The sequence below is a fragment of the Amycolatopsis eburnea genome, assembly GCF_003937945.1.
Lineage (GTDB): Bacteria > Actinomycetota > Actinomycetes > Mycobacteriales > Pseudonocardiaceae > Amycolatopsis > Amycolatopsis eburnea.
This window is the reverse complement of the sequence record NZ_RSEC01000046.1, coordinates 222,652-244,062: the sequence shown is the minus strand read 5'-3', so window position 1 is coordinate 244,062 and position 21,411 is coordinate 222,652. Positions and strand designations below refer to the sequence as shown.

Annotated in this window: 20 protein-coding genes; 8 read left to right on the top strand and 12 right to left on the bottom strand. The window is 72.1% G+C overall.

The window, feature by feature from the left end:
* Position 1: 1 nt before the first annotated feature.
* Positions 2–955 (top strand): LuxR C-terminal-related transcriptional regulator, encoded by a 954-nt coding sequence (locus tag EIY87_RS20380; RefSeq protein ID WP_158641321.1) that lies wholly within the window; start codon positions 2–4, stop codon positions 953–955.
* Between the two features lie 525 nt (positions 956–1,480).
* Here the strand turns inward: EIY87_RS20380 and EIY87_RS47665 are convergent.
* From EIY87_RS47665 to EIY87_RS20370, 3 genes are all read right to left on the bottom strand, one after another.
* Positions 1,481–1,654 carry a hypothetical protein gene (locus EIY87_RS47665; protein ID WP_158641320.1) on the bottom strand — a complete coding sequence of 58 codons (174 nt, stop codon included), beginning with the start codon at positions 1,652–1,654 and terminating at the stop codon, positions 1,481–1,483.
* A 223-nt stretch (positions 1,655–1,877) separates the two neighbouring features.
* Entirely contained in the window at positions 1,878–3,203 is a 1,326-nt protein-coding gene (locus EIY87_RS20375; protein ID WP_225439953.1) for a tachylectin-related carbohydrate-binding protein, read from the bottom strand.
* A 66-nt stretch (positions 3,204–3,269) separates the two neighbouring features.
* On the bottom strand, positions 3,270–4,583 hold the full coding sequence (locus EIY87_RS20370; RefSeq protein WP_125310507.1) for a tachylectin-related carbohydrate-binding protein: 1,314 nt from the start codon (positions 4,581–4,583) through the stop codon (positions 3,270–3,272).
* Positions 4,584–4,965: 382 nt separating this feature from the next.
* Here EIY87_RS20370 and EIY87_RS47660 point away from each other — a divergent pair, with 382 nt between their 5' ends.
* On the top strand, positions 4,966–5,193 hold the full coding sequence (locus EIY87_RS47660) for a hypothetical protein (RefSeq protein ID WP_158641319.1): 228 nt from the start codon (positions 4,966–4,968) through the stop codon (positions 5,191–5,193).
* Between the two features lie 4 nt (positions 5,194–5,197).
* Here EIY87_RS47660 and EIY87_RS20365 read toward each other — a convergent pair whose 3' ends face one another.
* The 5 genes from EIY87_RS20365 to EIY87_RS20345 form a co-directional block, all read right to left on the bottom strand.
* Positions 5,198–6,400 (bottom strand): RNA polymerase sigma factor, encoded by a 1,203-nt coding sequence (locus EIY87_RS20365; RefSeq protein WP_125310505.1) that lies wholly within the window; start codon positions 6,398–6,400, stop codon positions 5,198–5,200.
* Positions 6,397–6,759, bottom strand: a complete 363-nt coding sequence (locus tag EIY87_RS20360) for a YciI family protein (protein ID WP_125310503.1) — start codon at positions 6,757–6,759, stop codon at positions 6,397–6,399. Before EIY87_RS20360 ends, EIY87_RS20365 begins: the two co-directional genes overlap by 4 nt.
* Positions 6,760–6,773: 14 nt before the next feature.
* Positions 6,774–7,478 (bottom strand): dihydrofolate reductase family protein, encoded by a 705-nt coding sequence (locus EIY87_RS20355; protein ID WP_125310501.1) that lies wholly within the window; start codon positions 7,476–7,478, stop codon positions 6,774–6,776.
* A gap of 221 nt (positions 7,479–7,699) precedes the next feature.
* A complete protein-coding gene (locus EIY87_RS20350) occupies positions 7,700–8,455 on the bottom strand; it encodes an MBL fold metallo-hydrolase (protein ID WP_125310499.1) in 756 nt (251 codons plus the stop codon).
* The gene (locus EIY87_RS20345; RefSeq protein ID WP_125310497.1) at positions 8,452–9,237 is read right to left on the bottom strand and encodes an alpha/beta fold hydrolase; all 786 of its coding nucleotides are present in this window, start codon (positions 9,235–9,237) and stop codon (positions 8,452–8,454) included. Before EIY87_RS20345 ends, EIY87_RS20350 begins: the two co-directional genes overlap by 4 nt.
* A gap of 85 nt (positions 9,238–9,322) precedes the next feature.
* Between EIY87_RS20345 and EIY87_RS20340 the strand changes: the two genes are divergently transcribed.
* The 3 genes from EIY87_RS20340 (at position 9,323) to EIY87_RS20330 (ending at position 13,399) form a co-directional block, all read left to right on the top strand.
* Positions 9,323–9,745: a MarR family winged helix-turn-helix transcriptional regulator gene (locus EIY87_RS20340; protein WP_125310495.1), complete on the top strand. Its 423-nt coding sequence runs from the start codon at positions 9,323–9,325 to the stop codon at positions 9,743–9,745.
* Between the two features lie 267 nt (positions 9,746–10,012).
* A complete protein-coding gene (locus tag EIY87_RS47655; protein WP_158641318.1) occupies positions 10,013–10,276 on the top strand; it encodes a hypothetical protein in 264 nt (87 codons plus the stop codon).
* Between the two features lie 138 nt (positions 10,277–10,414).
* The gene (locus EIY87_RS20330) at positions 10,415–13,399 is read left to right on the top strand and encodes a family 16 glycoside hydrolase (RefSeq protein ID WP_125310493.1); all 2,985 of its coding nucleotides are present in this window, start codon (positions 10,415–10,417) and stop codon (positions 13,397–13,399) included.
* Here the strand turns inward: EIY87_RS20330 and EIY87_RS20325 are convergent.
* Positions 13,392–14,483, bottom strand: coding sequence for an ROK family transcriptional regulator (locus EIY87_RS20325; protein WP_125310491.1), 1,092 nt, complete (start codon positions 14,481–14,483; stop codon positions 13,392–13,394). The genes EIY87_RS20330 and EIY87_RS20325 overlap by 8 nt on opposite strands.
* Before the next feature lie 59 nt (positions 14,484–14,542).
* Between EIY87_RS20325 and EIY87_RS20320 the strand changes: the two genes are divergently transcribed.
* Positions 14,543–15,757 carry an MFS transporter gene (locus EIY87_RS20320; protein WP_125310489.1) on the top strand — a complete coding sequence of 405 codons (1,215 nt, stop codon included), beginning with the start codon at positions 14,543–14,545 and terminating at the stop codon, positions 15,755–15,757.
* 271 nt (positions 15,758–16,028) lie between these two features.
* Positions 16,029–17,903 carry a Calx-beta domain-containing protein gene (locus EIY87_RS20315; RefSeq protein WP_191984194.1) on the top strand — a complete coding sequence of 625 codons (1,875 nt, stop codon included), beginning with the start codon at positions 16,029–16,031 and terminating at the stop codon, positions 17,901–17,903.
* A gap of 51 nt (positions 17,904–17,954) precedes the next feature.
* Here EIY87_RS20315 and EIY87_RS20310 read toward each other — a convergent pair whose 3' ends face one another.
* Positions 17,955–18,362, bottom strand: coding sequence for a hypothetical protein (locus EIY87_RS20310; protein ID WP_225439952.1), 408 nt, complete (start codon positions 18,360–18,362; stop codon positions 17,955–17,957).
* Between the two features lie 264 nt (positions 18,363–18,626).
* Between EIY87_RS20310 and EIY87_RS20305 the strand changes: the two genes are divergently transcribed.
* Positions 18,627–19,787 (top strand): cytochrome P450, encoded by a 1,161-nt coding sequence (locus tag EIY87_RS20305; protein ID WP_125310486.1) that lies wholly within the window; start codon positions 18,627–18,629, stop codon positions 19,785–19,787.
* A gap of 1 nt (position 19,788) precedes the next feature.
* On the opposite strand, the gene EIY87_RS20300 is transcribed toward EIY87_RS20305, so the two are convergent.
* Positions 19,789–20,550, bottom strand: a complete 762-nt coding sequence (locus tag EIY87_RS20300; RefSeq protein WP_086865209.1) for a DeoR/GlpR family DNA-binding transcription regulator — start codon at positions 20,548–20,550, stop codon at positions 19,789–19,791.
* A 44-nt stretch (positions 20,551–20,594) separates the two neighbouring features.
* The gene (locus EIY87_RS20295; protein WP_125310484.1) at positions 20,595–21,392 is read right to left on the bottom strand and encodes a thioesterase II family protein; all 798 of its coding nucleotides are present in this window, start codon (positions 21,390–21,392) and stop codon (positions 20,595–20,597) included.
* Positions 21,393–21,411: the final 19 nt, after the last annotated feature.

Sequence of the window (21,411 nt, the reverse complement as noted above, 5' to 3'; positions counted from 1 at the left end):
GATGCTGGAAGGGCTGCTGTCGGCGGACGCGGGTGCGCTGTACGACGCGATGGTGCGGTCCGGGCCGGTGCCGCTGGACGACCCGCGCGCCGCGAGCCCGGAGATGCGGGAGCTGATCGACCGCGGCTTCGTCCGGCGCGACTACCGCGATGACCCCGTGCTGGCGCCGATGGAGCCGGTCCGGGCCGTCGACCACGCGATCCTCGGCGCGCAGCAGCGGCTGGTCGAGCAGCAGCGCCAGATTGTCTCGGCGCGTCAGCAGCTGGACATGTTGCAGACCGTCTACCGGGCGACCTACGGCGGCGGCAGCGACGCGGCCGTCGAGGTGCTGTCCGACCCGCAGCGGATCGGCGCGCTGTCGCTCGAGCTGTGCCTGTCGGCGAAGGAGGAGTTCCTCACCTTCACCACGCGGCACTTCAAGCGCAAACCCGACGCGAACACGGCGATGGCCCTGCCCGAAGCGGTGACCGAGCGCGGGGTGCGGCTGCGCAACGTCTACGAGCGCGCGGCGCTGGAGTTCGAGGGGGCGAAGGGCGTCGTCGAGGCCAGCATCGCCGCCGGCTGGATCATGCGGGTGGCGCCCGAGCTGCCGATGAAGATGGTGATCGCCGACCAGCACTCGGCGCTGCTGCCGCTCGACCCGAGCGGGATGGAAGGCGCGGTCTTCGTCCGCAGCCCGACCATCGTCGCCGGCCTGCGGATGCTGTTCGAGCTGGTGTGGAGCCAGGCCGTCCCGATCGGCGACGGCGGGCAGCAGCGCCACGGCTTGACGCCGACCCAGGCCAAGGTGCTCGACCTGCTGGCCACCGGCATGACCGACGGCGCCATCGCCCGCCACCTCGACGTGAGCGAGCGGACGGTGCGCCGCCACGTCCAGGGCCTGCTCGACGCCCTGCAGGCGGACAACCGGGTGGCGGCGGTCCACGCGGCGACCCGGCTCGGCTGGCTGGGGTAGCCGAAGCGGCTCGGGTCCACTTCGGAGGGCTGTCGGCTTGACCGCGGCTGGGCTCCTCGGCCTTGTCGCTGGTCCGCGGCCGTCGGCTTGGGTCGCCGCCTTGATCGGCACTGCGGTGGCGTCGGGCGCGTGGCCGGGTCGACTTCGGCGGGCTGCGGGCTCTACGCGACGACCCGGCTTGTTTGGCTGGGGTTGCCGACGCGGCTGGGGTCCACTTCGGAATGCTGTCGGCTTGACCGCGGCTGGGGTCCTCGGCCTTGTCGCTGGTCCGCGGCCGTCGGCTTGGGTTGCCGCCTTGATCGGCACTGCGGTGGCGTCGGGCGCGTGGCCGGGTCGACTTCGGAGTGTCCCGGGCTCAACGCGGCCGGGCCGCTCGACCTTGCCGCCGGTCCGCGGCCGGGTCCACTTCGGAGCGTCCCCAGCGAGCGGCGGCCCGAAGACCCGGCGCACGACGAAGGCCTCCGGCCGGTGAAGCGGTCCCCCGACAGCTCCACTCCACGACCGGAGGCCTCCATCACCCCTCCGTCATTGCAGCTGGCACGTGGGCACGCCCGCGGTCCAGATCCACACGCACCCCGTCCGCGGCTTGTCCGCCGCCGACGCTTCCGGCGCCGCCACGGCCCCGAACGCGAGCACCGCCGCCAGCACCCCGGCCACCATCCGCTTGATCATGTCGTCCTCCCCGCGAAAAGCGATCATCTCTGCTGTGTGACAAGTTAGGCCGCGACGTCTTACGCCGGGAGAGCAAGTCCGGCCACTGTCCGGATCCGGTCACGGGGGCCGGGCCGGGGGCTCCTCTTCCGGCTCCGGGTTCCCCACCCAGTGCAGGTTGTCCGGTTCGGGCCACCACCCCGGCGGGTCGGGACGGGGGCCGCCCGTCTCGCCCCACCAGGGGGCGGCCGGTTCGTCCGCCACGGCCGGGCTAGGCGCCGAACGGCTGGGCCGAGAGCAGGGTCTGCGTCCAGCCGCTGGTGTCGACCGGGTCGGTGCCGAAGCCCTGGATGTCCGAGCCGTCGAAGTCGAACGGGTTGTGGTCGTGGTAGCGGTACAGCGCGCCGTCGCGGGTCTGGCCGTAGTACAGGCCGTAGCCGGGGGAGACGATCTGGTCGAAGCTGCTCCAGCGGTCCGCCAGCGTCGTTCCGCTCCACGTGTAGTCGGGCGCGATGTGGTACGAGCGCAGGACGCCGGTGGTGCTGATGCCGATGAGCCAGTCGTCGCCGGTGGCGGCGATGGTGCGCATGGTGAAGCCGGTGCCGATCACGGCGCGCTGGCCGATCTGGGTGCTCGCGGGCTTGGGCCGGGAGACCACGTAGGACATCAGCGTGCTGCCCGCGATGCCGTAGAGGTGGCCGTGGCCGTCGTAGGTCAGCATGTCGTGGGTCCAGCCGCTGCCGAGCGCGACCGGCGTGCCGAACTGCAGCGAGTTGTTGTTCGTGATGACGTCGACGCGGTAGAGCACGCCGGCCGGCGAGGTCGCGAGCACGGTGTTGAAGTTCAGCGTGGCCAGCGCCTTGGGCGTGAACCCGAGGTTGTCGCTCGAGACGAGGGTCTTGGTGCGGTCGCCGGTCTGCGAGTTGATGGTGCTGTAGGTCAGCCGCCCGTCGGAGAGCGCGCCGTAGACCGACACGGTGGTCGCGGCGGGGCTGCTCAGCTCGTCGACGATGCGCTGCGCGTCCGCGGCCTGCGGCTGGTAGCGCTCGGGGAAGGCGGACCGCTGCACGCGCTGGCAGACGTCGCCGATCGTGGCGGTGCGCCAGCTGCCGTTCGGGTAGAAGTCCTCCATCACGTCCAGGAACGCGTTGGTGGCCCAGGCCGGGTTGAGCCGCTGCGTCGCGGTGCCCCAGGAGTCGAGCTGCTGGAACAGGCCGAGGCTGGTGTGGTCGACCTGCTCGCTGATGTTTTCGATGGTGGATTCGACGATGGTGGTGGTGATCGCGATGACCGCGGCGCGCTCGTCGAGCCCGCGGGCCTGCACGGCGTTGATGACAGCCCGGGCGCAGGACACGCGGTACGGCGTCATGTAGCCCTTCAACGCGCCGGTGAGGACGCTGTTGAGGCGGGTGGCCGCCGCGCTGTCCGCCGCCGTCGGGCCGCCCGTGACGCAGGGTGCCGTCGCGTAGGCGGCCAGCTGCTGGACGCGGGCGGCCATGGCGTCGGTCTCGGTGGTGGCGCTCGCGGCGGTGGCGCCGGCGGTCAGGACGGCCAGCGCGGCGAGGCCCGCCGCGATCGATCTCGTGGTGATGCGCATGGGAAAGCTCCAGGTGGGTTGGGGCGGTGCCGCGGTGGTGGCCGCGGCACCGCGAGGAAGGGAAGGTCAGGCGCCGGGCGGGGAGACGTAGCCGGAGATCAGCACGTTGTCCGCGCCGGAGCGGGCCGTGTCGGGGTCGATCACCCGCCGCGTCACCTTGTTGCTGACGTTGCCGCCGACGACGGTGAGCGTGCCGTCGGGGTGCACCGCGGTGATCACGTCGACGTGGCCGCCCGTGGTGCCGTCCGGCGGGCCGTAGATGACCCAGTCACCGATCTTCGGGCTGCCGTGGGTGCTGCTGGAGCGGTACTTGAACAGGCCGTGGTCGACACCCCACTTGCCGAGGCCGCGGGCGACCCAGGTGCTGCGCGGCACGTCCGCGACGCCGGCCGCCGCCCAGGTCCAGGTGGCGAACATCGCGCACCAGTCGTTGGCGCCGTAGTTGCAGCCGTCGTTGTACTTGTCGCAGCTCGCTTCGGTGGTGCCGACTTCGCCGGTGGCGAGGGTGGCGATCTTCGAGCGCAGCGGCTTGACCGGGGTGGTGCTGGTGCAGCCGGCCGGGTCCGCCGAGAGCAGGTACTGCGTCCAGCCGCGCGAAGCGACCGGGTCGTTCAGGTGGTAGGCGATGTCCGTGCCGGACCCGTCGGCGGGGTCGTCGTCCTCGTACCAGTACATGGCGCCGTCGGGGTTCTTGCCGTAGTACAGGCCGCCGCCGGGGGAGACGAGGTTTTCGAAGCTCTGCCAGCCGGCGTCGTCGAGCTGCGCGCGGGTGTAGGTGGTGCCGGTCTGCGAAACGGCGTAGCTGATCAGCTGGCCGTCGGACGCGGTCGCGATGAGCCGGTCGTCCCCGGCCGCCGCGAGGGTCTTGAGCGTGAACCCACCGCTGCCGATCTCACGGCGCTGCCCGATCTGGTTCGTCCCCGGCTTGGCCGCCGAGACGAGGTACTGCAGCAGGGAACCACCGGAGGTCGTGCCGTAGAGGTGGCCGTGGCCGTCGTAGGACAGCAGGTTGTGGGTCCAGCCGTGCTGGACGTCGATCGGGTCGTTGAAGGTGAGGCTGCCGCTGTTGGTGACGACGTCGACGCGGTAGAGCACACCGGACGTCGAGGTCACGAGCAGCGTGTTGAAGTTGAGCGTGGCCAGTGCTTTCGCGGTGAACCCGAGCGTCTTCGAGGAAACGACGACGTGCGTGATGTTGCCGTTGTCCGGGTCGATCGTGGTGTAGCTCAGCCGGCCGTCGGGCAGCACGCCGTAGACCGAAACCCCGCCGGCGCACGACGCGGCGGCCGAGGCGGGCGCGGCGGTCAGCGCGGTCGTGGTCAAGCCGCCGAGCAGCACGAGGAACGCCAGCACCGCGGCGCGCACTCTGGATCTGAACATGGGAAAACCCCTCGTCGAATGGATTTCGCCGGCCGCGGCCCCGGGAAGGCGGCTCGACGGGGCAGAGCTTAGGAAGGGATTCCGCGGTGGCGCATGAGCGAATTCGGCCATTGGCCGCACCCGGACAAGGGCGGCTGCCGCACGCACGACGAGAACCGGGCCCGCCCCCTACGCGGGCCCGGTTCTCAGCTCGGGGTGCTGCTTTCCTCTGCGTGGGTGCGACTTCGCCCGCCGGCGGTCCTTACGCGCTCGCGAGGCACGTTCCCCCGTGCGGGGGAGGTGATCGACGAGTGCGACTGTCCACGTTGGCCGGTCACGCGCAGTGCTAGAGTCGCCCGCCGAAGGAAACCCGCTTTTCGCTGCTGATCAAAGGATTTTCACCATGGAAGAACAGGCTGCGCTCCAAGCGGCCTCCCGTCGTCGGATCGCGAACGTCAGCCGCAGCCTGGCGGACGCGAGGTCGGCCGCCGACGACGACGTCGTGCGGGTGCACGTGGCGAGGCTGGAGCACGCCTTCGACCTCGCACTGCGGTTCACCCTCGGCGAAGGCGAACCGAAGCTCGGGCGGAAGGCGATTCCCCGGCCCCGCAAGGCTTTGCCGCGGCACTGACCGGTCAGGCCAAGCGGGCGGCGCGGCCCAGGAGGTGCCGCCGCTCGGGTTCGCTGGTGGTGCGGCGGGCCGCCTCCTGGTAGCCCGCGCGCGCCGCGTCGTGGTCGCCGGCCAGTTCCAGCAGGTGGGCGCGCACGGACACGAGGTGGTGCGAGGCGGCGATGCGTTCGTCGGCCGAAAGGGTGTCGAGCAGGGCCAGCGCGGGCGCGGGCCCGTGGACCTCGGCCACCGCGACCGCCCGGTTGAGCGTCACCGCCGGGTTGGGCGCCACGCGCTCGAGAACGGTGTAGAGGGCCAGGATCTGCCGCCAGTCGGTGACGTCGGCGGTGGCGGCCTCGTCGTGGACGGCGGCGATGGCGGCCTGCAGCTGGTACGGGCCGACCGGGCCGCTCGCCAGCGCCCCGGTCACCAGCGCGACGCCCTCGGCGATGGCTTCGGCGTCCCAAAGCGTCCGGTCCTGCTCGCCGAGCGGGACCAGCGACCCGTCCGGGGCGGTGCGGGCCTCGCGGCGGGCGTCGGTCAGCAGCAGGAGCGCCAGGAGCCCGGCCACCTCGCCGTCGGCGGGGACCAGCCGGTGGAGGTCGCGGGCGAGCCGGATCGCCTCGGCCGTCAGGTCCGCCCGCACCAGCCGCGTCCCGGACGTGGCCGTGTAACCCTCGTTGAAGACGAGGTAGATCACGTGGAGCACGACGCCGAGCCGGGCCGCTTGCTCGGCGGGCGGTGGCAGGGCGAAGCCGGCTCCGGCGGCCTTGATGCGCTGCTTCGCGCGGCTGATGCGCTGCGCCATGGTCGCTTCGGGCACGAGGAAGGCCCGGGCGATCTCGGCGGTCGACAGGCCGCCGACGGCGCGCAGCGTCAGCGCGATCTGCGACGCCGGCGTCAGCACCGGGTGGCAGCACAGGAACAGCAGGGTGAGGGTGTCGTCGGGGTACACCTCGCCGCCGGCGGGAGGGGTCCGGCGGGCGTCGGCCTCCTCCCGGCGGCGGCGGGCGGCGTCGCCGCGCACCTGGTCGGCGAGGCGCCGCGACGCGACCGTCACCAGCCACGCGCGCGGGTTCTCCGGCCAGCCCTCCACCGGCCACTGGACGCTGGCGGCCACCAGCGCTTCCTGGACGGCGTCTTCGCAGGCGTCGAAGCGGCCGTACCGGCGGACCAGCACGCCGAGCACCTCGGGCACCAGCCGCCGGACGGCCTGCCAGCCGGTCACGGCTCGACGTTCGCCTCGTGCATCAGCGGCCGGACCTCGACGCCCCAGTAGCGCGCGGACGGGGCGCGCGCCGCGATTTCCAGGGCCCGGTCCAGGCTGTCGCAGTCGACGATCATGAAGCTGCCGAGGAACTCCTTGGCCTCGGCGTACGGCCCGTCGGTCACCACCGGCGTCCCGTCGGTGACCCGGACCATCTTGGTGTTCACCTCGTCGGCGACGCCGTAGGCGCCGACCAGCTCGCCCGACTCGAACAGCTCCTGGTTGAGGGCGTCGGTCTCGCGGATGATCTCGGCGAGGGTCTCCGCGCCCACCGAGGTGAAGGCTTCTTCGTTGCCGTAGATCAGCAGCATGTACTTCATCGCTCGCTCCTCGCTCACCGCCCGACCAGCTCGCCACTGGCGCCGCGGTCGTCCAGCACCAGCTTCGACCGCCCCGTGACGGTATAGCGGACGTGGGTCACCCCCGGCGATTCGACGACCCGGGCGGGGACCAGCTCGACGCCGTCGTCCGCGCCGAGGCCGAGGCCGTCGAACAGGCGCTGGCCGTCGCCGAGCAGCACCGGGGCGATGTGCAGTTCGAGCTGGTCGAGCAGCCCGGCGGTCAGCACCTGGCGCAGCAGCTCCCCGCCACCGGCGACCGCGACGTCCTTGTCCCCGGCGGCTGCGCGGGCCAGCTCGACGGCCCGCCCGGGCCCCTCGGTGACGAAGGTGAAGGACGTGCCCCGGCGTTCGAGCACCGCCCGGGGCCGGTGGGTGACGACGAACACCGGCGCGTGGAACGGCGGCTCGTCACCCCAGGGAACCTCGCCGGCGTCGAACATCCGCCGCCCCATCACGTAGGCCCCGGCGGCCGCGAACGTCTCCGCGACGATGTCGGAGTCGGCGGACTGCTCGCCGCCGGCGAAGCCCTGCCGCTCCCGCCAGGCCATGGCGTCGACGGCCCACCGGGTGACCCGGAAGAACCCGGGCGCTTCGGGCCCCTGCATCCAGCGGCTCATGTCGGTCGGGGCCTGGGGGTCGCGGGGGCCGGTGTAGCAGCCGTCGAGGGATACCGACATCTGGGCCGTCACCTTGGTCATCGTGGGTCCGCCTTTCGTGGGGGCGGCCTGGGGTGGCCGCCGCGTACCCCTCAGTCGGAGCCGATCGGCCGTTCTCGACACGGTTCGCTCAGGGAACTTCGACCGGTGTCCGGGGCGGCTCGGCAAGGTGGGCGCGGCGGCTTCGCTGACGTCTTGAATGAGTCATTCAGGTCTTCGGAGGTCTTGAATGAGTCATTCAAGACACCGCGGACCGGCTTGGCTCAGGGAACTTCGACCGGGACCCCGGGCAGCACCAAGCGGACGGCCACCCCCGGCGCGAGCCGCGCGACAGCATCGGCGTAGTGGCGCGGGTCCTGGTCGCCCCGGGTGAGCATGCGGTCGCCCAGCCGGCCGCTGTGGAACGCGTAGTGGTGCGGGATGGCCATGGCCGGCCGCAGCACCGCCGTCAGGCCGGCCGCCTCCTCGGTGTCCATGACCACCTGCTGGTGGTTCAGCGGCCGGACGCACAGGCCGTTCGTCGGCAGGATCGCCAGGTCGACGGGGCCGAACCGGTCCGGGATCGTGTCGAGTTCCGGGACGCGCAGCGAGTCGCCGCCGAAGAAGACCGTGCGCTCGCCCGACTGGAGCACGAAGGTGACTTCGTGGACGCCGTGCTTGCCCGGTGCCGCCGTCACGGTGAGGTCGCCGACCGTCGTGGCTTCCCACGCCTCGATGGCCCGGACGTCGCGAAAACCCTTGTCCCGCGCGAGGGTCGCGACGGTGCCCGGCCCGATCACCGGCGTCGCGAGGTCGAAGCCGCCGGTGACCAGCGCGTCGAGGTCGCAGTGGTCGTAGTGCTCGTGGCTGATGACGACCGCGTCGACGCGGCCCAGCGCCGCGACGGTCGAGGCGACCGGCTCGCCCTGGTAGTAGGTCGCGGTCTGGGTGAACCACGGGTCGGTCAGCACGCGGAGCGCGCCGAACTCGATCAGCTGACAGGCGTGCCCGATCCGGGTGACGCGCAGGCGGGTGCTCATGCGCCGAGGTCGAGCAGTGCGCCGAGCAGCTCTTCGGGGGACTCGACCTGCGGCAGGTGGCCGGTGCGGGGGAGCAGCGTGAACTCCGCCAGCGGGATCGCCGCGGCGTAGGCCTTCCCGTACTCGGGATCGACGATGCCGTCGCTTTCGCCCCAGACGACGTGTACGGGAACGTCGAGGTCCCCGAGCCGCCCGGCGAGCGTCGGGTCCGTCATCGCGGGGCCGGTGTAGCCGACGAGGGCGAGGATGTCCGGGCTGGGCCCGGTGCCGCCGCCGGGCGGGACGGGCGCCTTGGCCGGGTCGTGCCAGGAGTGCGCCCGGATTTCGGCGGGGGAGAGGCCGGTGATGTCGGTCGGCGGGTGGCCGTCGACCTCGATGCCGATCCCGTCGACGATCACGGCGCCGCTGACCCGCGGGCTCTTCAGCAGGGCGATTTCGGCGGCCAGCCAGCCGCCGAAGGAGTTGCCGACCACCGTCACGTCGGTGAGGTCGAGCCGGTCGAGCAGCTCGACGTACAGCCGCGCCAGCGCGATCACGTCGGTGAGGCCGTCGGCCTTCGGGGTGCCGCCGAAGCCCGGGTGGGAGGGCAGCAGCACCCGGGAGTGGGTGCGTTCGGCGAGCAGGTCGGCGAAGCCGGTCATCGTCGCGACGCCGCCACCGCCGTGCAGCAGCAGGTACGGGCGTGTGCGGTCGAGGTCCCGGACGGTCACGCCGCCCAGGTCGAGCGCGTGGGTTCCGGTGCGGGCGGGCCGGAGCGAGCCGGCCTCGGGGTGCGTCGTCATGCGTCCTCCTCGGTGGGTACCTAAGGAACCTTATATAAGGATCCTTAGATAAGCAACCTGGCTTCGCGGGCCTTAAGGTGAGCGCATGAAATACCGCCCCGGCGACGTCTCCCTGGCCGTCAAGCGCCTGCAGTACCGCCACCACCGCGCGTTGAGCCGCGCGCTGGCGCCGCTCGGGCTCTCGCTCGTGCAGTGGGACACGCTGCGCCACCTGCACCGCAAGCCGGACGCCTCGCTGCACGACCTCGCGGTGCTGACCTTCCAGACCGACCAGTCCTTCGGCTCGCTGGCGGCCCGTATGGCGGAGCGCGGCCTGATCGAGCGCGTCCCGGGACCGGGCCGGGCGGTGCGGCACCGGTTGACCGAAGAAGGCGCGAGGCTGCGCGCGGAAGGACAAGCGCTCGTCGACGGCGTCGCGGCGTCGTCGTTCCAGGACCTGTCGGGCGAACAGCTCGATCAGCTGGGTGAGCTGCTGGATCTCGCGCTGGGTCCGGACCCCACCGCCTGAAGCGCCGCTCCGGTCAAGCGATCAGGGGAGGTTCGCGCGAGATGTCCTATCGGCAACACGGCCCGTCGTCGTGGCCCGGGCGGTTCGGTGGCCCGGTACCGCCGCCACCGCGGCGCACCGGGTTGTGGGTCGCGGTCGCCGTGCTCGGGCTGGTCGTGGTCGCCGCGGCGGTGGCGGTGACCGGGTTCGTCGCTCCGGGGTTCTTCCTTGGCCGGTCGGCCGTACCGCCGCCGAGCCCGGCGCCGCCGGCCACGTCGTCGTTCTCCCGTGACAGCGACAGTCAGCTCGAAGCGGCCCGGACCGTGGCGGAGGAGTTCGTGCGGCGCCTCAAAGCTCGGCGGCACGATCCTGCTCAACGTCGAGGCTCCGACCCAGCTGGAAGTCCAGGGCGAGGTGCGGTTCCACGATCCGGTGATCGAGGTCGACGTCGCCGGAACGACCCACCAGCGCACCGTCACGGGCTACGTCCGGCTCCAGCCGTGGCAGGACCACGAGCCGTGCGTCCGGATCCTGCAGCTCGGCCGGAACTGAACGCGGGACTGAACTTTTGCGTCTGGACGGCGTAATTTCGCACAAATGCGACATACTTTCGTTGACTTCGTGCAAAAGTCCTCTTTACCCTCGCGGGGCGTCAGGTAGAGACCCTGGCTCTCTCCCCGAGGAGCAACGATGCTTCTGGCCGTCCGTGAACGCTGCCGCCGGGCCCTCTTGGTACTGACCGTCCTGGTCACCGCCCTGTCCGCGGTCCTCGCCGCACCCGCGCACGCCGTCGTGCCGCCGCAGGAGCCGGGGGTGACGCTGCGGGTGTTCGACATGCAGACCGAACTGACCAAGCTCTGCACCATCAAGCCCGGGTTGACCCCCAACGTCGACAAGCTGATGCCGTCGATCAACTGGACCGGCACCGGCGACTTCGGCGTCGGCGACTTCTTCGTCTCCGAGGTCACCGCCAACATCTCCATCGCGACGGCAGGCACCCACCAGTTCCGGCTGACCAGCGACGACGGCTCCCGCCTGCGCGTCGACGGACAGGTCGTGATCACCAACGACGGGCTGCACGGGTCGGCCGCGGTGACCGGCTCGGTCTCGCTGAGCACCGGCTACCACGCGCTGCGGATCGAGCACTTCGACAACGCCGGCGAGCAGCAGCTCACCCTCGAATGGCAGCCGCCCGGCTCGTCGGCCTTCGCGGTGGTCCCCACCTCCGTGCTCAGCACCGACGCCGGGGTCGTGCGGGTGACGTCGCCGGGGAAGAAGGAGTGCGAAGGCACCGCCGACTCGCCCGGCGACGGCCTGCCGCTGACCGGCGTCCACCCCGGTTTCACGCTGACGGACTTGCGCCCCAACGGTTTCCAGCCGCAGGTGACCGGCATGGACTGGCTGCCCGACGGCCGGCTCGCCATCGCGACCTGGGGTGGTTCGAACAACACCGCGGGCGAGGTCCACCTGATCAGCGGCGCCACCGGCACCACGGACCCGTCCCGGGTGCGGACCCAGCGGATCGCCAGTGGCCTCAAGGAACCCATGGGCGTCAAGTACGTCGACGGCAAGCTGTACGTGTCCGAGAAGAACCGGCTCGTCGAACTGAACGACACCGACGGCGACGGCGTGACCGACGTCTACCGCACGGTCGCGACCTGGCCGTTCGGCGGCAACTTCCACGAATTCGCGTTCGGGTTGCTGTACAAGGACGGCTTCTTCTACCTCAACCTGTCCGTGGCGATCGACCTCGGCGGCGCGACCACCGATCCGCAGCCCGCGCCCGGCCGCGGCGTCACCCTCAAGGTCGACAAGAACACCGGCGCCGTCTCGACCATCGCCGGGGGCCTGCGCACCCCGCACGGCATCGGCTGGGGTCCGGAAGGCGACGTCTTCGTCACCGACAACCAGGGCGGCTGGCTGCCCGCGAACAAGCTCGTGCGGATCAAGCAGAACCGCTTCTTCAACCACTACACCAATCCGGCGGGCCCGTTCGACGCGCAGCCGGTGACCGCGCCGGTGGTGTGGTTGCCGCACAACGAAATCGCCAACTCGCCCAGCAACCCGGTCCAGCTGACCCAGGGCACCTTCGCCGGCCAGCTCGTCTACGGCGACGTGACCTACGGCGGCCTGCAGCGCGTCTACCTCGAGAAGGTCAACGGCGAGTACCAGGGCGCCGTTTTCCGCATGACGCAAGGGCTCGAGTCCGGGGTCAGCCGGATCAGCCTCGGCCCGGACGGCGCGATCTACACCGGCGGGATCGACGGCGGCGGCAACTGGGGCCAGCCGGGCAAGCTCGCCTACGGGCTGCAGAAGCTCACCCCCAACGGCACCACCGCCTTCGACATCCTCGCCATGCGCGCGGTCGCGGGCGGGTTCGAACTCGAGTACACCCAGTCGTTGTCCGCCGCGACCGTGGCGGACCTGGGGACGAAGTACCAGGTCTCGCAATGGCGTTACGCGCCGACAGCCGCGTACGGCGGCCCCAAGGTCGACGAGCAGACGCTCGGCGTGACCGGGACGACGGTGTCCGCCGACCGCAAGAAGGTCACGCTGCGGATCGGCGGCCTGCAGGCCGGGCGCGTCGTGCACGTCCGGTCGCCCCGCCCGTTCGCGGCCGAATCCGGCACGCCGTTGTGGAGCACGGAAGCCTGGTACACCCTCAACTCCGTCGTGGGCGGCCCGCCGGCCGCGGTGACCTACGAAGCGGAGCGGGCCGCGCTGAGCGGCGGCGCGGCGGTCAACACCGACCACCCGGGCTACCAGGCCACCGGGTTCGTCGACGGGTACTGGAACCCCGGTGCCGCCACGACGTTCGCGGTGAACGTGCCCGCGGCCGGGACCTACAATGTCGGCCTGCGGTACTCGAACGGCCCGAATCCCAGCGCCGGAACGAAATCCGTGAGCGTCTACGTCAACGGCGCGAAGGTCCGGCAGACCCGGCTCGCCAGCACGACGACGTGGGACGGCTGGGCCCTGCAGCCGGAAGCGCTGGCGCTCACCGCGGGCGCCAACTCGATCTCCTACCGGTTCGACAGCGGCGACGCCGGCAACGTCAACCTCGACAACATCACCGTCACCGCGGCCACCCGCGTCCCGCTGTTCGACGGGTCCGATTTGGACGCGTGGGAGCTCCGCTCGGGTGGCGCGGCACCGTGGCCGATCGCGGGCGGGTCGATGGAGGCGCTCGGCGGGGACATCCGGACCCGGCAGAAGTTCGGCGACTTCAAGCTGCACGTCGAGTGGTACGAGCCGCAGTACCCGCCGGAGGTGACCGGCCAGGCGCGCGGCAACAGCGGCGTCTACCTGCAGGACCGGTACGAGCTGCAGGTGCTCGATTCCTTCGGGGACACCACGTTGGCCAACGACGAGGCCGGCTCGATCTACTCGCAGAAGGCGCCGGACGTCAACGCCGCGACCGCGCCGCTGACGTGGCAGACCTACGACATCACGTTCCGGGCGGCGCGATTCGACAGCGCCGGCACCAAGACCGACAACGCCCGGGTGACCGTCGTCTGGAACGGCGTGACCGTGCACAACGACGTCGCCATCACCGGCCCGACCGGCGGCGGCGCCCCGGAAGGCGCCGGCCCCGGCGCGATCCGGCTGCAGGACCACGGGGACGCCGGGGCGAACCCGCGGTTCCGCAACGTCTGGGTCGAGCCGATCAGCTGACGGTCGACCGGCGGTGCCGGGCCGGGTCGGGGAGGCCGTAGCGGGCGTCGAGCACCTGCATGGCCGCCCCGGCCGCCACGACGTCGGTGCCCAGCGAGGTCAGCGAAACCTCGACGTCGAGCCAGTCCGCGCCCGGCAGCTGGGTGCGCACGGCGTGCTCGACGGCGGCGCGGTAGAGCTCGCCGTGGGGGAGCAGGTCCGCGCCGCCGAGGACGACGTGGCCGAGGTCGAGGGTCTGGAGGAGGTTGACGACCCCGGTCGCGAGCACGGCGGCCGCGGCGGCGGGACCGGCCGCGCGCTCGTGGACGGCTTCCAGGCAGCCGTGCCTGCCGCAGGCGCAGCGCGGGCCGTCGAGCTGGACGACGGCGTGGCCGAACTCGCTGGCGTTCGTGTGCGCGCCGCGGTGGGCCGCGCCGCCCAGCCACAGCCCGGCGCCGACCCCGGCGTCGACCACGACCAGTGCCGCGTCGCGGAAGGTGGTGCCGCGGCGCCAGGCTTCGGCCGTGACGCCGGCGGTGACGTCCTTGTCCACGATCACCGGCAGGCCCAGCCGCCGCCCGGCGAGCTCGGCCAGCGGGACGTCGTGCCAGTGCCGCAGCCGGTGCGCGCCGCGGACGGTGCCGGTCGACTGGTCCAGCGGCCCGATCATGCCGATGCCGACCCCGGCGAGCTCCGGCGTGGTCATCCGGTGCTCGTCGATCATCGCCGTGACGCCGGCCGCCAGTTCGTCCAGCAGTTCCGCCGGGGTGAAGTCGGCGGGCAGCGGGGACGCCGTGGACGTGTGGACGGTGCCGGCCAGGTCGGTGCGGACCAGGCGCAGCTCGCGGCGGGTGACGTGCGCGCCGATCGCCCAGCGGCTCGCCGGGACGAGCCGGTAGACCGCGGCCGGCTTGCCGCGCGCCGGGCGCCGCACGCCGGCGGGTTCGAGCAGCCCTTCCTCGACCAGGCGGGCGAGCACCTTCGACACGGCCTGCGGGGTCAGCCCGGTGCGTTCGGCGACGGTGCCGCGCTCGAGCGTGGGTGTGGTCCGGGCCAGCGCGAGCACCAGCGCTTCGTGGTAGTCCCGCAGGAAAGCCAGGTGCACCGCGTCACCTTAGCGCCGGGCGCTGTCATTAACGCAACAGCGTTGCTAAAGTCGCCGGAATGGAGGACCTCACCCGGCGCCGCCGCTGGGCCGCCCTGCTCGCACTGGCCCTCGGGTCGGTGGGGATCGGCCTGACGGAGTTCGTGCCCGCCGGCCTGCTGCCGGAAATGGCGCACACCCTGCTCGGGAACGCCGAACCGGACGCGGTCGCGCGGACGGGATGGGTGTTCACCGCGTACGCGCTCGGCGTCGTCGTGGGCGCGCCCGTCCTCGCCACGGTCACCGCCCGGCTGCCGCGCAAGCGCCTGGTGCTCGGGCTGCTGGTGCTGCTGGTGGTGGGCACCCTCGCCTCGGCGGTGGCGCCGACGTTCGCCCTGGTGCTGGTGGCCCGGTTCATCGCCGGTCTGCCGCACGGCGCGTACTTCGGGGCCGCCGCCCTGCTGGCGGCCAAGCTGATGGGGCCGGGGAGCGAAGGGCGGGGCTTCGCCGTCGTGCTGAGCGGGCTGACGGTGGCCAACGTGGCCGGGGTCCCGGTGATCACCCGGCTCGGGCAGGCCGCCGGCTGGCGGACCGCGTACCTGGTCATCGCGGGCGTGTTCCTGCTCGCGCTGCTGGCGGTGGCGGTCCGGGTGCCGGGCGCGCCGGCGGCGGGCGGCTCCCCGGCCGGCGAGCTGCGGGCGCTGCGCCGGCCGCTGGTGTGGCTGGTGGTGGTGACCGCGTCGATCGGGATCGCCGGCTTCTTCGCGGTGAACAGCTACCTCGCGCCGATCACGACGTCGGTCACCGGGCTCTCGCCGGGCGCGGTGCCGTGGGTGCTGGTCGCCGTGGGGCTCGGCATGACCGTCGGCAACTTCCTGGGCGGGTGGCAGGCCGACCGGAACCTGCGCCGCGCCCTGCTGACCGGCTTCACGGCGGTGATCGCCGCGAACGTCTACTTCGGACTGGCGGCGGGCTCGGCGTTCGGGCTGTTCACCGGCGCGTTCCTGATCGGCGGGACGATCGTCTTCCTGGGCCCGGTGCTGCAGTCCCGGCTGATCGAGGTGGCCCCGGGCGCCCAGCTGATGGGCGCGGCGCTGAACCAGTCGGCCTTCAACACGGCCAACAGCCTCGGCGCGGCACTGGGCAGCGTGGTCATCGCGGCGGGACTGGGCTACCGCGCGACGGCGTGGGCGGGCGTGGTGGTCAGCGTCGTCGGGCTCGCGCTGGCGCTGGCCGGGGTCGCGGTGGACCGGCGCACCGCGGCCGCGCCCGAGCGTTGCGCCATCCGGAGGTGATTTTCGCGCCGCGCCCCGGAAACCGCGGGAAAAGCGTTACCAGCGGTTCCGGAAAACGCGGTCATCGTCGCTCCGAAGTGTGACGCGCGTCCGTACGTTACGCATCGTTCGGCGCATTTCCGTTCGATCTGCGTGGGCCTGTGCGCGCCGCGGTAACCCGTTGAGCCCTGTGCGTGGGGCGCTCCGGGTGACGTTGGCGAATTCCGCTAACAAATCCGCGCCTGGTTCGTCTTTTTCCAGGCACCCCCACGCCGGATCGAAAGGGACGTCCATGTCGCGAAGATCGATTTTCGTCGCCCTCACCGCGGTCAGCGCGCTGCTGGCCCCGACGGCGGTGGCGGCCGCCGCGCCACCGGGGGTCGATCCGGCCACCGTCGACCTCACGCTCGCCGCCGGGCAGAGCACCACCGTCACCAAGCACGTCACCACCTCGGCCGTGCCGCCGAACCCCGACCTCGTCCTGCTCGCCGACACCACCGGCAGCATGGGCAGCGCGATCTCGAACGTCCGCGCCAACGCCAACGCCATCACCGGGGACGTGCTCGCCGCCCAGCCGACCGCCCGGTTCGGCGTCGCCGAGTACAAGGACTTCACCGACACCGTGCCGTTCAAGGTCAACCAGGGCATCACCGGCGACACCGCCGCGGTCCAGGCGGGCACGGACCAGTGGGTGGCTTCCGGCGGCGGGGACTTCCCCGAAGCCGACCTCAACGCGCTCTACGAACTGGCCACCGGCGCGGTCACCTTCCGCCCCGACGGCACCCGCATCGTCGCCTGGTTCGGCGACGCGCCGTCGCACGACCCCAGCGGTGGGCACTCGCTGGCCGACACGATCGCCGCGCTCAAGGCGGCGAACATCCGCGTGGTCGCCGTCAACGTCGGCGCTCTCGACGCCGAGGGGCAGGCCACGGCCATCACCGAAGCCACCGGTGGCGTGCTGCTGAACAACGTGCCCTCGGGCCAGGTGTCGCAGGCCATCCTGGACGGCATCAAGTCCATCGAGGTCACGGTGACCCCGAAGGTCACGTCCTGCGACCCGCAGCTGACCGTGACCAACGCGCCGGCGAGCGTGAAGGTGACCAGCGGCGACGTCGCGACGTTCACCGAGACCGTCGCCGCCGCGGCCAGCGCCGCGCCGGGGACCTACCACTGCACGGTCGACTACCAGGTCGACGGCGTCTCGCGCGGGTACGTCGAGACGACGACCGTGCGCGTGCTCGGCTTGAGCGTCAACGACGTCTCGGTCGCCGAAGGCTCCGGCGGCGCCCCGGTGCCGGCGACGTTCACGGTGTCCCTGCTCGGCGGCGCGAGCGCGGACCCGGTGAGCGTCCACTACGCCACCGCGAACGGCACCGCCACCGCACCGGCCGACTACGCGGCCACGAGCGGGGACCTCACCTTCGCGCCGGGTGAGACGGCCAAGCCGGTGACGGTCCTGGTCAACCCGGACACCGTCGACGAGCCGGACGAGACGTTCACCGTGAACCTCTCCGCCCCGGCCGGTGCCGGGCTGGTCGACCCGACCGGCGTCGGCACGATCCTCGACGACGACCGCGACGGCGTGTTCTCCTGCACCGGCACCGCGGCGAACGTCGTCGGGATCACCGCCGCCGTGGCGAACCAGCAGAACCTGCCGTGCGCCGACGACAGCGAAACCGTCCTCGACGCGACGCTCAACGCGGGCCTGATCAAGGTGCAGACCCACGCGCTGACGTCCTCGACCGACGTGACCCCGGACAACCAGTCCGCGGCCCCGGCGGCCGGCGACCACGCGCAGGCGTCGGCCAAGATCGACAAGACGGTGATCAGCACGGTCGGGCTGACGATCGAGCTGGGCGTGATCCAGTCCCAGGCGGCGGCGACCTGCCAGCCGGTGACCGGCGGGCTCGCCCCGGCGCTGACCGGCAGCTCGAACGTCGCGTCGCTGAAGATCAACGGCGTCCCGGTCACGGTCGGGTCCGCGCCGCTGACCATCCCGCTGGTGATCGGCTCGCTGAAGCTGAACGGCCAGACCGTGTCCGGCGGCGTCGTGAAGCAGCAGGCGGTGGCGCTGGACACCGCGCTCGCGAAGATCGTGCTGGCGGAGTCCCAGGCCGACGTGCACGGCACCGCCGCGCACCCGGCGGGCAACCCCTGCCGGCGGTGACCGGGTGAAGCGGGCCGGGGCGGACACCGCGTCCGCCCCGGCCCGTCCGCGTCAGTTCGGGGGCTGCAGGTACCCGGGCTGGCCGTAGCCGGGCGGCGGGCCGGCGAACCCGGGGTACGCCGTGGCGCGCGGCCGGCGGCCCTTGACGACCGCGAGCGCGACCAGGAGCCAGGAGATCGCGGTGGCGACGTCCAGGGGGATGGCCACCGCCATGAAGATCAGGCTGAGGTCGCTCGCGCTCAGGTTGCCGCGGCTGATCCAGGAGGCCGCGTCCAGCGACACGTACTGCCACGCGATGGCCGCCGCCGTCGTCAGGAGCATGATGACGAAGGCGGCCACCATCAGGCCCGAGCCGCCGTTCGCGCGCGCCTTGATCGCGAAGATCAGGCCGAGCAGGCCCACCACGAGCAGCAGCACCCGCGGGATGATCTCGATGGTCGTCAACGCCAGGGGTGTCATGGCGCGATCGTATGCGGTGGCCGGGCCGCGCGGGGGCGATTCGCGGAGGGAAGCCGCGGGAAAGTCCGGCCTGCGCCGGGCACCGGCGACCGCTGAGCCGCGGTCTGGCCAGGGCTCCCTCCTGACCGCGCCGGCCAAGCACACCGTCGTCCTGGAGGTCACCACCGGTGCGTCGGCGCGCTGTGCACCTACCAGCCCTAGGGGTTCTTCCAGACTTTCGCCGCCCTCGCGGACGCGGGCGCCGCGGCGGGGTAGAACCGGGGCATGGTGAGCACGGAACCCGGAATCGTCGGCTTCCCGCGGCGGGCCCCCGGTCAGGTCACCCCGCCCGACGGGTACGCCGAGCTGCGGGCCCGCCCCGGGTTGTGCCGGACCGTCCTGCCCGGGGGGACGCCCGTGTGGCTCGTCGCCCGGCACGAAGACGTGCGGGCCGCGCTGACCGATCCGCGGCTGAGTTCCGACCCGTCGAAGCCGGGGTTCCCCGCCACCGGTGGGGCGCCGGAAGCGCTTCCCGGGTGGTTCGTGGCCATGGACGCGCCCGAGCACACGCGGTACCGGAAGCTGCTCATCCCCGAGTTCACCGTGCGGAAGGTGCGGGAGCTGCGGCCCGGCATCCAGCAGGTCGTCGACGAGCGGATCGACGCCATGCTGGCCGCCGGGAACTCCGCGGACCTCGTGTCCGCGTTCTGCCTCGTGCTGCCGTCGCTGGTCATCTGCCAGCTGCTCGGCGTGCCGTACTCCGACCACGAGCACTTCGAGTCCCGCACGCGCGTCCTGGTCAGCCTCGCTTCGACCGCCCGGCAACGGGAAGTCGCGCTCGGCGAGATCAACACCTACCTCACCGAACTGATCGCCGCGAAGCGCTCGGCACCGGGGGAGGACCTGATCAGCCGGCTCATCGCCGGGGGCGTGCTGGACGACGCCGAGCTGCTCGGCGTGGCCATGCTGCTGCTGGTCGCCGGGCACGAGACCACCGCGAACATGCTGTCGCTCGGCGTCGTGACGCTGCTGGAGAATCCACAGTGGATCGGGCACGAGGGCGTCGTCGAAGAGCTGCTGCGGTTCTTCTCCATCTCCGACGTCGTCAGCCTGCGCGTCGCCACCGAGGACCTCGAAATCTCGGGTCAGCTGATCCGCCGCGGCGAAGGGGTCGCGCCGCTCGGGCTGGCGGCCGGGCACGACGGCACCGTGTTCGAGGACGCCGGCGAGTTCTGCCCGGCCCGCTCGGCGCGCCACCACGTCGCCTTCGGGTACGGGATCCACCAGTGCATCGGACAGCACCTGGCCCGTCTCGAAATGGACGTCGCGCTGACGACGTTGTTCGAGCGGGTGCCGCGGCTGCGGCTGGCGGTACCGGCGGACGAACTGGAGTTCAAGCACGACGGAGTCCTCTTCGGACTCTACGCGCTGCCGGTGCGCTGGTAGCTCAGGCGGTCAGGACGTTCACGCCTTCGCGCTCGATTTCCGCGGCCACCGTCGAATCGATGCCGCCGTCGGTGATGAAGGTGTCCACTTCGGACAGTTCGGCGAAGCGGGCGAAGTGGTCGTTGCCCACCTTCGTGTGGTCGGCCAGCAGCACCACGCGGCGGGCCCCGGCGATCGAGGCGCGCTTGACCATCGCTTCCGCCGGGTCCGGGGTGGTGAGGCCGCGCTCGACCGACAGGCCGTTGGTCGCCATGAACGCCACTTCGACGAACGTTTCGCTGAGCGAGTGCAGCGCCCACGAGTCGACCGACGCGAGCGTGCGCGCCCGGAGCCGGCCGCCCACCAGCATCACCGTGAGGTTGGGGCGCTTGGACAGCGTCAGCGCGATGTTCACCGAGTTGGTGACCACCGTGAGGTTGCAGTCGATGGGAAGCGCTTCCGCGAGGTGCGCGGTGGTCGTGCCCGCGTCGAGCAGGATCGCGCCCTCCGCGGGCAGCTCGGCGAGCGCGGCCTTGCCGATGCGCTTCTTTTCCGCCGTCATCACGCTTTCGCGCGTGTTCAACGCCGGCTCGAAGCCCAGCCGCTCGATGGGGATCGCCCCGCCGTGCACCCGGCGGAGCGACCCGTGGCGTTCGAGCGTCGTGAGGTCGCGGCGGATCGTCTCCGTCGTCACGGCGAACTCGCCGGCGAGCTCGGCCACGTCGACCCGGCCGCGCGACCGGGCCTGCTCGAGGATCAGCTGCTGACGCTCTTCCGCGTACACCGCGACCCCCGCTCATGTCGTTCTGTGTGGTTGCTGATGTTACTTTATGTTGAATCGCGCCCGGAGTGCAATGCCGCCGCGGGCGCGCTGAGGGCCTGCAGCTCACGCTGGAGCTGGGCGTTCACCGCGCTCTGGTGCCGGGCGAGGAAGAAGTGGCCACCGGGGAAGACCTCCAGCCGGAAGCCGCCTTCGGTGTGCTCGCCCCAGTTCCCGGCCTCCTCGGCGGTCACCTTCGGGTCCTGGTCGCCGATCAGGACGGTGACCGGGCAGCGGACGCGGCGCCCGGCCGGGCAGGCGTAGGTTTCGATCGCCCGGTAGTCGGCGCGGATCGCGGGCAGCGCCATCCGCAGGATCTCGTCGTCGCCGATGACCGTCCGGTCCACCCGGTTGAGCTCCCGGACCTCGTCGAGCACGCCGTCGTCGTCGCGCTCGTGGATCCGCTCGTCGCGGAACGTCGAGGGCCCGCGCCGCCCGGACGCGACGATCGCCCCCGGCGCCCGCAGGCCGCGCAGTTCCAGCCGCCAGGCGGTTTCGAAGGCGAGGACCGCGCCCATGCTGTGCCCGAAGAACACGGCGGGCTTGTCGGAGAGCGCGGCCAGCTCGTCGGCGACCAGATCGGCCAGCCCGGCGATCGAGTCCACGTTCGGCTCCCGGCGCCGGTCCTGCCGCCCCGGGTACTGCAGCGAAACGACGTCGACGTCCGGCGCGAACCGGGCCGAGACCGGGTGGAAGTAGCTGGCCGAACCACCGGCGTGGGGGAAGCAGACGAGCCGGGTGCCCGCACCGGGCGCGGGGTGGTAGCGGCGGATCCACGACGTCGTGGCGTTGTCCGCGATGTTCACGAGAGCGTTTCCCTTCGAC